At 51.0% G+C, this 13,165-nt stretch carries 10 protein-coding genes; 9 read left to right on the plus strand and 1 reads right to left on the minus strand.

Annotation, left to right across the window (positions count from 1 at the left end; translation table 11 throughout):
- The first annotated feature begins 72 nt into the window (after window positions 1-72).
- The 3 genes from dcd (at window position 73) to dcuC (ending at window position 4,082) form a co-directional block, all read left to right on the plus strand.
- Entirely contained in the window at window positions 73-654 is a 582-nt protein-coding gene (dcd, locus tag ACTJJ1_RS01460; protein WP_004942378.1) for a dCTP deaminase, read from the plus strand.
- Window positions 655-698: 44 nt separating this feature from the next.
- Window positions 699-2,531: an outer membrane assembly protein AsmA gene (asmA, locus tag ACTJJ1_RS01465; RefSeq protein ID WP_325986994.1), complete on the plus strand. Its 1,833-nt coding sequence runs from the start codon at window positions 699-701 to the stop codon at window positions 2,529-2,531.
- A 192-nt stretch (window positions 2,532-2,723) separates the two neighbouring features.
- Window positions 2,724-4,082: an anaerobic C4-dicarboxylate transporter DcuC gene (gene dcuC / locus ACTJJ1_RS01470; protein WP_440832098.1), complete on the plus strand. Its 1,359-nt coding sequence runs from the start codon at window positions 2,724-2,726 to the stop codon at window positions 4,080-4,082.
- Between the two features lie 28 nt (window positions 4,083-4,110).
- Here the strand turns inward: dcuC and ACTJJ1_RS01475 are convergent, their stop codons facing one another.
- A complete protein-coding gene (locus tag ACTJJ1_RS01475) occupies window positions 4,111-5,697 on the minus strand; it encodes a TerC family protein (protein WP_004942383.1) in 1,587 nt (528 codons plus the stop codon).
- A 666-nt stretch (window positions 5,698-6,363) separates the two neighbouring features.
- Between ACTJJ1_RS01475 and galU the strand changes: the two genes are divergently transcribed.
- The 6 genes from galU (at window position 6,364) to ACTJJ1_RS01505 (ending at window position 13,163) form a co-directional block, all read left to right on the plus strand.
- Entirely contained in the window at window positions 6,364-7,263 is a 900-nt protein-coding gene (gene galU / locus ACTJJ1_RS01480; protein ID WP_041416843.1) for a UTP--glucose-1-phosphate uridylyltransferase GalU, read from the plus strand.
- Between the two features lie 40 nt (window positions 7,264-7,303).
- The gene (locus ACTJJ1_RS01485) at window positions 7,304-8,197 is read left to right on the plus strand and encodes a UTP--glucose-1-phosphate uridylyltransferase (RefSeq protein ID WP_004942386.1); all 894 of its coding nucleotides are present in this window, start codon (window positions 7,304-7,306) and stop codon (window positions 8,195-8,197) included.
- Between the two features lie 446 nt (window positions 8,198-8,643).
- Window positions 8,644-9,780, plus strand: a complete 1,137-nt coding sequence (locus tag ACTJJ1_RS01490) for a polysaccharide export protein (RefSeq protein WP_004942388.1) — start codon at window positions 8,644-8,646, stop codon at window positions 9,778-9,780.
- A gap of 11 nt (window positions 9,781-9,791) precedes the next feature.
- On the plus strand, window positions 9,792-10,226 hold the full coding sequence (locus ACTJJ1_RS01495) for an arsenate reductase/protein-tyrosine-phosphatase family protein (RefSeq protein ID WP_004942391.1): 435 nt from the start codon (window positions 9,792-9,794) through the stop codon (window positions 10,224-10,226).
- Between the two features lie 12 nt (window positions 10,227-10,238).
- Window positions 10,239-12,386: a tyrosine-protein kinase Wzc gene (wzc, locus tag ACTJJ1_RS01500; protein WP_004942392.1), complete on the plus strand. Its 2,148-nt coding sequence runs from the start codon at window positions 10,239-10,241 to the stop codon at window positions 12,384-12,386.
- A gap of 87 nt (window positions 12,387-12,473) precedes the next feature.
- The gene (locus ACTJJ1_RS01505) at window positions 12,474-13,163 is read left to right on the plus strand and encodes an acylneuraminate cytidylyltransferase family protein (protein WP_004942394.1); all 690 of its coding nucleotides are present in this window, start codon (window positions 12,474-12,476) and stop codon (window positions 13,161-13,163) included.
- Window positions 13,164-13,165: the final 2 nt, after the last annotated feature.

Genomic DNA, 13,165 nt, shown 5'->3' on the forward strand with positions numbered 1-13,165 from the left:
CCGTGGCGTAGACCTTTTGTCCGTTGTGTGGCAATTTTTGTTTTAGTGACACGCCTTGATGGAGATAAAGAAATGAGACTGTGCGACCGTGATATAGAAGCCTGGCTGGATAGTGAAAAACTGGTGATTTCACCGCGTCCGCCGATTGAGCGTATTAACGGGGCTACAGTGGATGTCCGTTTAGGCAATCAGTTTCGCGTGTTTCGCGGCCATACTGCCGCGTTTATCGATCTCAGCGGACCAAAAGACGAAGTCAGCGCGGCGCTGGACCGCGTGATGAGTGACGAGATAGTGCTGCCGGAAGGCGAAGCCTTCTTCCTGCACCCAGGCGAACTGGCGCTGGCGGTCACGCTTGAGTCGGTCACGTTGCCCAGCGATCTTGTGGGCTGGCTTGATGGCCGTTCCTCATTGGCGCGTCTGGGGCTGATGGTTCACGTGACCGCGCACCGTATCGATCCCGGCTGGCAGGGGCGGATTGTTCTGGAGTTCTATAATTCAGGTAAGTTGCCGCTGGCGTTGCGTCCGGGCATGTTGATTGGCGCTCTAAGCTTTGAACCGCTTTCCGGGCCGGCGGCGCGTCCTTACAACAGCCGGCAGGATGCAAAATACCGCGATCAGCAGGGTGCAGTGGCCAGTCGAATCGACAAGGACTAACAGCGCTTGAAGCACTGTCGGTGTGGCGTTGACAAGAGGATGGCATGAGAAGATTACTGACGACTTTGGTGATTTTACTGGTTGTGCTGGTGGCGGGAATGTCCGCGCTGGTGCTGTTGGTTAATCCGAATGATTTTCGCGCCTATATGGTCACGAAGGTCGAACAAAAGAGCGGTTATCATCTGACGCTGGACGGCGACCTGCGCTGGCATATCTGGCCGCAGCTCAGCATTCTGGCCGGGCGCATGACGTTGACCGCACCCGGAGCCAAAGCGCCGGTGGTGAGCGCGGATAACATGCGCCTTGATGTCAAACTCTTGCCGTTGTTGTCGCATCAGCTGTTTGTGAAACAGGTGATGCTGAAAAATGCCGTCATTCGCCTGACACCCGAGAGTGAAGAGCAAAATCAACCGAACGCACCTATCGCACCTGCGGGCGATACCGAAGAGACCCTGGATACCCCGTGGAAATTTGATATCGATAATCTGCGGATTGTGGACAGCCTGCTGATTTGGCAGCGCGCCAATAACGAGCAAATTAACGTTCGCGATATTAACCTCGTCCTGCAGCAAAATGCCAATCGTCATGCGCAAATGGAGCTTTCCAGCCGGGTTAACCGCGACCAGCGCGATCTGACTTTCAGCATGGCGGCAGATATCGATCTGCAGCAATACCCGCGGCGCATCGCGGCCACGGTCACTCAGTTCAATTATCAACTGGAAGGTGCTGACATTCTGGGTGGCGGCATTAAAGGTGATGGCAGCGCCCAGGTGGCGTATCAACAAACACCGCAGCAAATTGCCCTAAGCCAATTGATTCTGAGCGCCAACGACAGTCAGTTCTCTGGCAGTGGCAGCGTGAGATTCGGCGAGGTGCCGGTTTATGCAATGAATCTGACATCGACGGCCCTGAATTTGGATGCGCTTTCCGGCTGGCAATCCAGCTCGGGCACGCAACAAGCCGTGAGTGTGACTGCGGCGCCGGTGATAGCTAACCAAGCGGAAGATCCGCAACAAAATCTGGAAGTGTTGCGAGACTTTACTGCGCAGCTTAATTTGAACGTTGACCAACTGACCTATCGTGGCATGAACATTGCCCATTTGGCGCTGCAAGCGGATAACCAACAGGGCTTGCTGACGGTGCATACGCTCTCCGGCCAATTGGCTGGGGGGGACTTTGCGTTACCGGGTTCGCTGGATGCGCGTGGCGGCAGGCCGGTGATCGCCGTGCAACCGGTGTTGAAGCAGGTTGAGCTGGGTGCCGTTCTTAAGGCGTTCGACATGCCGCAGGTGTTGACCGGCAAATTCAGCATGCAAGGGGATTTAACGGGTGATCGCCTGACTTCGCAGTCGTTTGAACACCGGTGGAAGGGATCCGCCCAGTTAGCGATGCAGGACGCGCAACTGCATGGACTGAATATTCAGCAGTTGATCCAGCAGGCGGTGGCGCGTAACGACAGCAGCGTGCGTGGGCAGGATAATTACCAGCGCTTTACCGAAGTGAAACAGCTTTCGGCGAAAGCCAACCTGAGCGGCGGTACGGTAAACATCAGTGAACTGAGTGCGGACTCCCCGCTGTTGAATCTGAGCGGTGGCGGTACGGTGAATATGCCGGGTAAACAGTGCGATATGGTGCTTAACGTGCGGGTGACTGGCGGCTGGCAAGGGCGCGGCGAACTGATCGAGCAACTGCAAAAAACGCCAATTCCACTGCGGGTTTATGGCCCTTGGCAACAGCTTAACTATCAATTGCAGGTTGATCAGGTATTACGTAAAACGCTGCAAAACCGGGCCAAGGATGCGCTGAACAAATGGGCCGAAAAAAACAAAGATTCGCGTGAAGGTCAGGATCTTAAAAAGCTGCTCGATAAGCTTTAGCCCCTGGTAAGATGCGGGCCGGTCAGCGGCCCGCGCCTTCTTTGATCCCCGCAGAGCATTTGCCGTTCCCAATAATTTCCTCCCGTAACTTTGATAGAAATCATGACAACTTCTGCTGTGTTTGTGCAGAGTATTGGGCAGTTATGCGACTTCTGGGCTTCAGCACGGTTAAAAACAACAAATTGAGGGAATATGATAGAACTTCTTATTGGTGCAGCCGTTGCGGCTGCCGTTGGTCGCTATATTATCAAGGGCTACTCCGCTACCGGGGTGTTGATGGTTGGCGGCCTGCTGTTGCTGGCTATAAGCGCCGGAATGGGGAAAAACCTGCTGCCTGCCGGCGCCGCGTCTACGGGATGGCGCACCACCGACATCATCGAATACGTTAAAATTCTGCTGATGAGTCGCGGTGGCGATCTTGGCATGATGATCATGATGTTGTGCGGATTTGCGGCTTATATGACACACATTGGCGCCAACGATGTGGTGGTAAAGCTGGCTTCCCGTCCGCTGCAGATGATCAATTCCCCGTATCTTTTGATGGTCGCGGCCTATTTCGTCGCCTGCCTGATGTCTCTGGCGGTCTCTTCCGCCACCGGCCTGGGCGTATTGCTGATGGCTACACTGTTCCCATTGATGGTTAACGTCGGCATTAGTCGTGGTGCTGCGGCAGCGATTTGCGCTTCGCCCGCGGCGATTATTCTGGCGCCGACGTCCGGTGACGTGGTGCTGGCCGCCAAGGCGGCGGAAATGCCTTTGGTGGACTTCGCTTTTAAAACCACCTTACCTATTTCGATTGCGGCAATTGTTTGTATGGCGATTGCGCATTTCTTTTGGCAACGCTATCTCGACAAGAAAAATAACGAACAGCACCACATTATGGATGTGAGTGAAATTACCACGCATGCTCCGGGTTTCTACGCGGTTTTGCCGTTCACGCCGATCCTGGGCGTGCTGGTTTTTGACGGTAAATGGGGGCCGGAGTTGCATATCATCACGGTGCTGGTTGGCTGTATGTTGCTGGCGGCGGTGATTGAATTCCTGCGTAGTTTCAGCGCCAAACAGGTGTTTACCGGCCTGGAAGTCGCGTATCGCGGTATGGCGGACGCTTTTGCCAGCGTGGTGATGCTGTTGGTGGCCGCCGGCGTATTCGCTCAGGGGTTGAGCACCCTCGGCTTTATCAGTGGGTTAATCAGTCTGGCGCAGTCTTTCGGTACCGGCGGCATTATCATGATGTTGGTACTGGTGGTGATTACCATGCTGGCGGCAATGACCACCGGCTCGGGGAATGCGCCGTTCTATGCTTTTGTAGAGCTGATCCCCAAATTGGCTGCGCAGATGGGCGTCAATCCGGCCTATCTGGTGATCCCGATGTTGCAGGCTTCAAACCTGGGGCGCACTTTGTCGCCGGTTTCCGGTGTGGTGGTGGCGGTATCCGGCATGGCGAAAATCTCGCCGTTCGACGTGGTGAAACGGACTTCGGTGCCGGTGATTGTCGGGTTGATCGTGGTGATTGTGGCAACCGAACTGCTGGTGCCTCAGCATCTATAAAGGTAGCCGGGCATCGCCCGGCACCGATTTATACCTCGTAGTCTGGCTCCGGTACCGACAGCGGGGTGATCCTCACTTTCAAAATACGGTGGCTACTGACTTCCAGCGGTTCAAACAGGTAGTCACCGATCTGCAATTGCTCACCTTCCTGGGGAATGCGCTGGCTGTGTTCCATCAGCAAGCCGGCTATCGTGTGGTATTCGCGCTTATCCTCCAGCTGCAAAGGCAGATAAAGCACCAGGTCTTCCAGCGGCATATGGCCGTTGGCGGTCCAACTGCCATCTTCGTTTTGCTGAATGTCGTGCCGTGCATCAACGTCCTCGCCCGCTTCCGGCAGGTTGCCGGCGATGGTTTCCATCACGTCTGTCAGGGTAACGACCCCCTCGACCGAACCGAATTCATCGACGACAAAAGCGAAATGCGTCTGCGCCTGTCTGAACTGTTCCAGTGCGCTTAGCAGCGTTAATTGCTCCGGGAAAATCAACGGTTGACGCACCAGCGCACGTAAATCGAGCGGTACCTGAGTCAACTGCTGTTTCAGGACATCAATGGTATGAATGACGCCAAGCGGTTCATCGCTGGCGCTGTTTTCGACCACCACAATGCGCGTATGCTGGTTTTTTTCCAGCAACTGGGTCAGCTTTTCCTGCGGATCATTCAGCTCGAGGTATTCCACGTCATGGCGAGAGGTCATGATGCTGCTTACGGTACGCTGTGCCATGCCCAGCACACGTTCTATCATGTGCCGTTCCTGTTGGTTGAATATCTCCCCGCTTTCGCTCGCGCTGTCGGCCAGCAGGTTGGCAGAGTGGCTGTCCACCTCCGCTTCTTCATGTTTGCCGCTCAGCATACGGAGCACCGCTTCTGCGGTTCGTTCACGCAGTGGCCGTACCTTTGACAGAAAACGGCGACGGTTAAACTGAGACAGCTGGTTTAAGGCTTCAATCATTACGGAGAAGCCTATCGCTGCGTACAGATAGCCCTTGGGAATATGGTAGCCGAACCCTTCCGCAACCAGGCTGAAGCCGATCATCAGCAGGAAACTCAGACACAGAATGACGATAGTCGGATGGGCGTTGACGAATCGCGTCAGCGGCTTGCTGGCCAGCAGCATCAGCCCGATAGCGATACAGACCGCAATCATCATTACTGCCAGATGATCAACCATGCCGACGGCGGTGATCACCGAATCGAGAGAGAAGACGGCGTCCAATACCACGATTTGCGCCACCACGGGCCAGAAGCGGGCGCCTTTGCGCGGCCCTTGCTGCTCATCATCCTTGCCTTCCAGCCGCTCGTTCAGCTCCATGGTGGCCTTGAACAGCAAGAATATACCACCGACCAGCATAATGAGATCGCGGCCGCTGAAGGGGTGCTCCGCGACCACAAACAGCGGTTTGGTCAGCGTCGCCAGCCAGGAAATAGAGGCGAGCAGTACCAGACGCATCAGCAAGGCCAGCAACAGACCCACGACGCGAGCTTTATCTCTTTGTTGTTTTGGTAGTTTTTCCGCCAGAATGGCGATAAAGATAAGGTTGTCTATACCCAGAACGATTTCCAGCACGACCAAAGTGGCCAGGCCGGCCCAAATTGTTGGATCTGCGATCCATTCCATACGCCCAATTTCACCTGTAAGTTCGACGGCTTATGCCGTAAGGGAATGATGGGTGTTGGGCGGGGAAAATTCAACTTTAAAACTGTGCTGGGACGGGGAAGAGTGCGGCATCATGATTTTAAGTATAAAAAATCATCGTTCATCGGAGGGCAGGGCATACGAGACAGAGATAAATCGTCACTTTTCAGCAAAAAGATGCGGCAGCGAATCATGACTCTCCGCGCTTGCCGATAAAAGCAGCGGAAATATATTTTTTTAAATCAATCCGTTATGAGAGCTCTGGGCTGCTACACTTTGCGCTGAACTGCCCCAGCAGTAGTCTTATTCTGAAAAGGATACCCAATGGCCATCTTAGGCTTGTATCGATAAGGTAATAGTATAAGAATCTTAGCCATATAAACATTTACAAGTATCATCGTTTGGTTATAAAGGCGTGTTTTTTTTGTTTTTCTGTGAGCTGACTATCACTTGGCAGAAAGTACGAGCCTTAAATTTACATTAAAGCGTGACTGAAACTCTCAGTCGTCCTATACCGAACGACGACAGTGCATTGGTAGCTGAAAGCCAAGGGCGGTAGCGTGTCTGATTCATTCCGCAGCCTTCCTATAAATGCTCGATAGATTTCTGCCGGTGATATTTTTATCTATTGGATTGTGGATGAATACTATGCAAAAAAGACTGAAGGCGGTGATTCCGGTTGCGGGTTTGGGAACTCGTATGCTGCCGGCAACGAAAGCCATCCCTAAAGAAATGCTGCCAGTGGTCGATAAACCACTGATTCAATTCATCGTGAATGAATGTGTGGCTGCCGGAATCAAAGATATCGTGCTGGTCACTCATTCGTCCAAAAATGCGATTGAAAACCACTTCGATACTTCCTTCGAGCTTGAGGCTGTATTGGAGTCGCGTGTTAAGCGCCAGTTGTTGGAAGAGGTGCAGACCATCTGCCCGGCAGACGTGACGGTGATGCAAGTCCGTCAGGGCCAAGCTAAAGGCCTGGGACACGCGGTACTCTGCGCCAAACCAATGATCGGCGATGAGCCTTTTATCGTGTTATTGCCGGATGTATTGCTGGATGACTCTACCGCCGATCTGCGTAAAGAAAACCTGGCCAAAATGATTCAGCGTTTTGCGGATACCGGCTTCAGTCAAATCATGGTGGAACCAGTACCGGAACAAGACGTGTCGAAATACGGCGTTGTAGATTGCGGCGGTGCTACTCTGGCAGCAGGTGCAAGCACACCAATGACTGCTGTGGTCGAAAAGCCGACAAGAGAAGAAGCCCCTTCCAATCTGGCAGTGGTAGGGCGTTATGTGTTGTCTGCGGATATCTGGCCGTTGCTGGAGAAAACCTTACCGGGTGCCGGTGATGAAATTCAGCTTACTGATGCGATTGCCGCCCTGATGGAGCAGGAAACCGTAGAAGCTTTCCATATGAGCGGCAAATCGCACGACTGCGGCGATAAGTTGGGCTATATGAAAGCGTTCGTACAATATGGCCTGCGTCATGCTTCGGAAGGTGAAGATTTTACCCAATGGCTGAAGCAGACATTGAACAGTAAATAAGTTTTGCGGCTTAAACGCGATCACAAGAAAGAGGATTACCATGACCAAGTTGAAAGCTGTCATTCCTGTTGCCGGCCTGGGTATGCGCATGTTGCCTGCAACCAAGGCTATTCCCAAAGAGATGTTGCCGATCGTTGATAAGCCGTTGATTCAATACATTGTCAATGAGTGCGTTGCTGCCGGGATTAAAGAAATCATTCTGGTGACTCATTCCTCCAAGAATGCGATCGAAAACCATTTTGATACCTCTTTTGAGTTGGAAGCGATGCTTGAGGCACGTGTAAAACGCCAACTGCTGGATGAGGTACAGTCGATTACGCCTAAAGGCGTGACGTTGATGCACATCCGTCAGGGCCAACCAAAGGGCCTGGGCCATGCGGTGCTGTGCGCCAAACCTTTGGTGGGTGACTCACCGTTTGTCGTGCTGTTGCCGGATGTGCTGCTTGACGACGCAAAAGCCGATCTTAAAAAAGATAACCTGCCGCACATGATTGCTCGCTTTGAACAGTCGGGATTGAGCCAGGTGCTGGTGCAGGCGGCTGATGAACATGTGCTGCACGATTACTCGGTCGTTGAATGCGAGACCAACAATCTGAAACCCGGTGAAAGTTCCCGCATGACCTCGATTATAGAAAAACCGGGTCGTGACGTTCAGTTTAAATCCAATTATTCGGCAGTAGGGCGCTATGTTCTGTCCGCCGATATTTGGCCTATTCTGGAAAAAACAGAGCCAGGTGCGTGGGGACGTATTCAACTTACAGATGCCATTGCTGAACTGCTAAAACACAAACCGGTTGAAGCGATGGAGTTGATTGGAGAGTCATTCAACTGCGGAGAAAAAATGGGCTATTTGCGTGCCTTCGTCACCTATGGCCTGCGTCATCCGACCCAGGGTAAAGCTTTCCGCGAATGGGCTGAAAAACTGGCCCTCTAAGGTGTACACATTTCCCGTTCAGTTGCGCAATGCAGGCCGGGCGGGAAATTAACTGTATCAGTTGCGCCTTATGTAATTTCGCTATTTCCTTTTTTATATTAGTATACATTCTATTACAGGCTGCTTTACCGTTTGGTCTTCTCGGTTTTACTTTGCGAATCAGGTTGTAAAATTCCGCAACTGACTGTTTTATAAAGACAATTAACGTTGATGGCTGTAGGGGTAGTCTGTGTGAGCAATACCTGAATACCCTACATCGCTAATAATAATATCTTTGTATTCATCAACCACAGATAAACGTTGTAGATTTATTGCAACAGGTTTCAGCTCCGTTGCATGACGGAATCGTAAACCGAGGCACTTTGGTAAGGTTACAGAGACGCAGCCACGGTCGGCTAGCATTGTAGCTTTGCAGATACATTTACTTTGAAAGTGATGATAATTTGATGGCAAAACGACAATTGAAAATGATATCGCTATTGGTATCTATCAGCGTAATCAGTGGTTGCACTGTGTTTCCTGGAACCCACCTTTCCACAAGCGGTAAAAGTGTTGTAAAGCAAGAGGATGCAGACTTTGATATTGACAAAATGGTCAATATCTATCCGATGACGCCCAAATTGTTGGATAAGTTGCGCCCTGCAAAAGTGGTAGCACAGCCTAATGGTCAGTTGGATGCCTCTTTAAGCACCTATGAATACCGAATTGGCGTGGGCGATGTGCTCAACGTCACCGTTTGGGATCACCCTGAGTTAACCACCCCTGCGGGGCAATACCGCAGTGCCAGCGATACCGGGAACTGGGTGCACTCTGATGGAACCATTTTCTATCCTTATATCGGTAAGGTGAAAGTGGTCGATAAAACGGTGACCCAAATTCGCGATCAGATCGCCGCCCGTTTGGCCCAATACATCGAAAGCCCGCAGGTTGATGTTAATATTGCCGCATTCCGCTCCCAGAAAGCCTACGTGACCGGTGAAGTGGCTAAATCTGGTCAGCAAGCCATTACCAACGTGCCCTTGACAGTGATGGATGCGATCAATGCCGCAGGTGGCCTGACGGAAAATGCTGACTGGCGCAATATCGTCCTGACGCACAACGGCAAAGAGTCGAGTTTGTCGCTGCAGCAACTGATGCAGAACGGGGACCTGACCCAGAACCGCCTGCTTTACCCGGGGGACATTCTCTATGTGCCGCGTAATGACGATCTGAAAGTGTTTGTCATGGGTGAAGTTAAAACGCCGGCAACGCTCAAGATGGATCGCAGTGGCATGACGTTGACAGAAGCTCTGGGGAATACCCAGGGGATCAGTCAGGCGGCGGCAGATGCGACAGGCGTATTCGTTATTCGCCCTCTGCACGGTACGCAGGGTGAAAAACTGGCCAACATTTATCAGCTCAACATGGCAGATGCGACGGCCTTGGTAATGGGGGCGGAGTTCCATCTGCAGCCTTATGACATTGTCTACGTGACCGCAGCGCCGGTCGCCCGATGGAACCGTCTGATCGTTCAATTGGCACCGACCATTGATAGCTTCAACAATCTCACGGAAGGCACATTGCGTATTCGTAATTGGCCGTAGGGGAGTCGGTAATGTTTGATTCTATTCTGGTTGTCTGTGTTGGTAATATCTGCCGTTCCCCAACGGCAGAACGCTTACTAAAGCAACATTTACCAGAGAAAGAGATCGCCTCTGCCGGCATTAGCGCTTTGGTTGGCAATCCAGCCGACAAAAGCGCTATCGCTATCGCGGAAAAACACCATTTGTCGCTAGAGCAGCATGAAGCGAGGCAACTGACGAAAGAAATGTGTCGGGAATATTCGCTGATACTGGTGATGGAAAAGGGCCATATTGATGCAGTCTGTCGGTTGGCGCCGGAAGTCAGAGGGAAGACGATGCTTTTTGCTCATTGGCTGGGGCAAAAAGAAGTGCCCGATCCTTACAGAAAAAGCGCCGAAGCGTTTGAGTTTGTTTACCGCCTTCTTGATGATGCTGCTCAGAAATGGGCAGAGGCATTAAATCGTTAACCAGAGATTACAATGACTGATAATACGAAACCAGGCTTATCAACGGCCAATAATCATGACGAGATCGATCTAAGTCGCTTGTTGGGCACTTTACTTGACCATCGATGGCTCATCATCGGTATTACAGCGTTATTCTCTGTTACCGGTATAATCTATTCGCTTTTTGCCACCCCGGTCTACCAAGCCGACGCAATGGTTCAGGTTGAGCAAAACGTAGGAAATTCACTGGTCAATGATTTATCCCAGATGCTGCCGAGCAGTCAGCCGGGTTCCTCGACGGAAATCGAACTCATCAAATCGCGCATGGTGACAGGTAAAACCGTTGACGATTTGAATCTTGATACTGTTGCTCAGCAAAAATTCTTCCCTGTTTTTGGGCGCGGTTGGGCTCGTTTAACGGGAGTTGAACCCGGACGCATTGCGTTGTCTCGCCTTACCGTACCTTCTAATTCGGATGATACTGCGCTTGAATTGAAAGTCATCGATGATAAGAACTATGTTCTCAGCAAAGATGGCACTGAAATTATCAAAGCAAAGGTCGGCGAGTTAGCAAGTGGCCAAGGCGTCACTTTACTGGTCAGTGAAATCTCGGCACAGCCTGGCACGGTATTTGAAGTGGCCAAACTGCAACGTTTGGTTGCCACCAATAATCTGTTGGATGCTTTGACCGTTGAGGATAAAGGCAAGGATACCGGCGTCCTGGCACTAAGCTTGGTCGGTGATGATCCGGTTCTGGTACGTAAAATTCTCGATAGCATCAGTAAAAACTACCTGTTGCAAAACGTTGAGCGTAAATCAGAAGAAGCGGCCAAAAGCCTGGACTTCCTGAAAGAACAGTTGCCCGAGGTCCGTAGTTCTCTGGACAGTGCTGAGGATAAACTCAATCGCTTCCGCCAGGCCAACGACTCGGTCGATTTGTCTTTGGAAGCCAAATCGGTACTGGATACCATCGTTGGTGTTGAAGCTCAGTTGAACGAATTGACTTTCAAAGAAGCGGAAATCTCCAAGCTTTACACCAAAGAGCACCCTGCCTATCGTGCGCTAATGGAAAAACGCGCAACGTTGCAGCAGGAAAAGGACAAGCTCAACAAACGTGTCAGTGGCATGCCAAAGACTCAGCAGGAAATTCTACGTCTAACCCGCGACGTGCAGGCTGGGCAAGAAATTTATATGCAGTTGCTGAACAAACAGCAAGAGCTGGGGATCACCAAGGCAAGTACAGTAGGTAACGTACGCATTGTTGACCCGGCGGTAACGCAGCCGCGTCCGGTGAAACCGCAAAAAACCATCATCGTACTGATTGTTACCCTGCTGGGCGGCTTGTTCTCTACCGGTTTCGTGTTGTTGAAAACCATGCTTCATCGCGGTATCGAAAGTCCCGAACAGTTGGAGCAGCAGGGTATCAACGTTTATGCCAGCATTCCGTTGTCTGAATGGCAGCAGAAAAGCGACCGTGAAACCATGTTGTCGGGCAAACGCAGTAGCATCAAAAGCTATACGCTGCTTGCGGTCGGTAACCCGGCGGATCTGGCCATCGAAGCTGTCAGAAGCCTGCGGACCAGTCTGCACTTTGCTTCGCTCGAAGCGAAAAATAATGTGCTGATGATCTCTGGTGCCAGCCCAAGCATTGGTAAAACCTTTGTCAGTATCAACCTGGCTGCCGTTATTGCCCAGGCGGGGCAACGCATTTTGGTGGTTGATGCCGATATGCGTAAAGGTTATGCACATTCACTGCTGAACTGTGAATTGGGTATTGGTTTATCCGACGTGCTTTCCGGTCAGGCATCTGCACAGCAGGCGGTCAGAAAGACGTCGATCGAAAATCTGAGCTTTATATCGCGTGGTAAAATCCCACCGAATCCTTCAGAGTTGCTGATGCACAACCGTCTGACAGAGTTCCTGGAGTGGGCGGGTAAAGAATACGATATCGTTCTGGTCGATACCCCGCCAATTTTGGCGGTGACCGACGCTGCAATCGTGGCACGTAATGTAGGTACCACGCTGTTGGTTGCACGTTACGGTGTTAACTCGCTGAAAGAGATCGAGGTGAGTATCCGCCGCTTTGAGCAAAATGGGATGGAAATCAAAGGTATTATTCTTAACGCCGTTGAACATAAATCCGGTAGTGCATACGGCTATTACGCGTACGAATATAAATAACCCCCTTCCTAAAATAGAGGTTCCTTATTATTAAGGAACCTCTTGATCTGTTCAAAAATTTATAGATTCCAATTTCGGAGATATCACATGAGTAATCTTGCAATTATTCCTGCAAGGGGTGGATCGAAAGGGATCCCGAAGAAAAACATTAAAGAAATTGCAGGTAAGCCATTAATTGCCTGGAGTATTGAACAGGCACTGAATTCATCACAAATTGATCGTGTTATCGTTACAACTGACTGCGAAGATATTGCTGCCGTAGCCAGAGAATACGGCGCCGAAGTTCCTTTTATGCGCCCTGCGCATCTGGCCGTTGATACTGCAGCTACCGAACCCGCATTGTTGCATACGCTGGAATGGCTGGCGGAGCATGAGAACTATAAGCCGGAGTTTACCGTATTATTGCAGGCAACTTCGCCAGTTCGTAAAGATGATGCTATAGATGTAGCAATCAAGAAAATTATCGATAAGAAGGCCGACTCTTTGCTTAGTGTTTGCGAGTTTTGGCATTTTCTCTGGGAGAATGAAGATAATCCCAAGGCTTATTATGACTATTTAAATCGTCCACGGCGTCAGGATATAAAGCCGGAAAATATCAAGCTGAAAGAGAATGGTTCAATTTATGTCACGAAAAGCGAAATCCTTCTGAGTACCGGTAATCGTCTTGGCGGCAAAGTCGTCGCGCATAAGATGTCAGAAGAAGAAAGCTTTGAAATTGATACCATGCTCGATTGGGCGGTTGTTGAAGTGATTTTGCAGAATTGGAATGGGAGATAATT

The organism is Serratia sp. 22264 (assembly GCF_052045345.1).
Taxonomy (GTDB): domain Bacteria; phylum Pseudomonadota; class Gammaproteobacteria; order Enterobacterales; family Enterobacteriaceae; genus Serratia; species Serratia plymuthica.

What these genes read in the sequence shown, in the direction of transcription:
- ACTJJ1_RS01490 (WP_004942388.1), top strand. Translation starts at nt 8,644, where the DNA reads ATGGCAAAACGACAATTGAAAATGATATCGCTATTGGTATCTATCAGC.
- wzc (WP_004942392.1), top strand. Translation starts at nt 10,239, where the DNA reads ATGACTGATAATACGAAACCAGGCTTATCAACGGCCAATAATCATGAC.
- dcd (WP_004942378.1), top strand. Translation starts at nt 73, where the DNA reads ATGAGACTGTGCGACCGTGATATAGAAGCCTGGCTGGATAGTGAAAAA.
- ACTJJ1_RS01475 (WP_004942383.1), bottom strand. Translation starts at nt 5,697, where the DNA reads ATGGAATGGATCGCAGATCCAACAATTTGGGCCGGCCTGGCCACTTTG.
- galU (WP_041416843.1), top strand. Translation starts at nt 6,364, where the DNA reads ATGCAAAAAAGACTGAAGGCGGTGATTCCGGTTGCGGGTTTGGGAACT.
- asmA (WP_325986994.1), top strand. Translation starts at nt 699, where the DNA reads ATGAGAAGATTACTGACGACTTTGGTGATTTTACTGGTTGTGCTGGTG.
- ACTJJ1_RS01485 (WP_004942386.1), top strand. Translation starts at nt 7,304, where the DNA reads ATGACCAAGTTGAAAGCTGTCATTCCTGTTGCCGGCCTGGGTATGCGC.
- ACTJJ1_RS01505 (WP_004942394.1), top strand. Translation starts at nt 12,474, where the DNA reads ATGAGTAATCTTGCAATTATTCCTGCAAGGGGTGGATCGAAAGGGATC.
- ACTJJ1_RS01495 (WP_004942391.1), top strand. Translation starts at nt 9,792, where the DNA reads ATGTTTGATTCTATTCTGGTTGTCTGTGTTGGTAATATCTGCCGTTCC.
- dcuC (WP_440832098.1), top strand. Translation starts at nt 2,724, where the DNA reads ATGATAGAACTTCTTATTGGTGCAGCCGTTGCGGCTGCCGTTGGTCGC.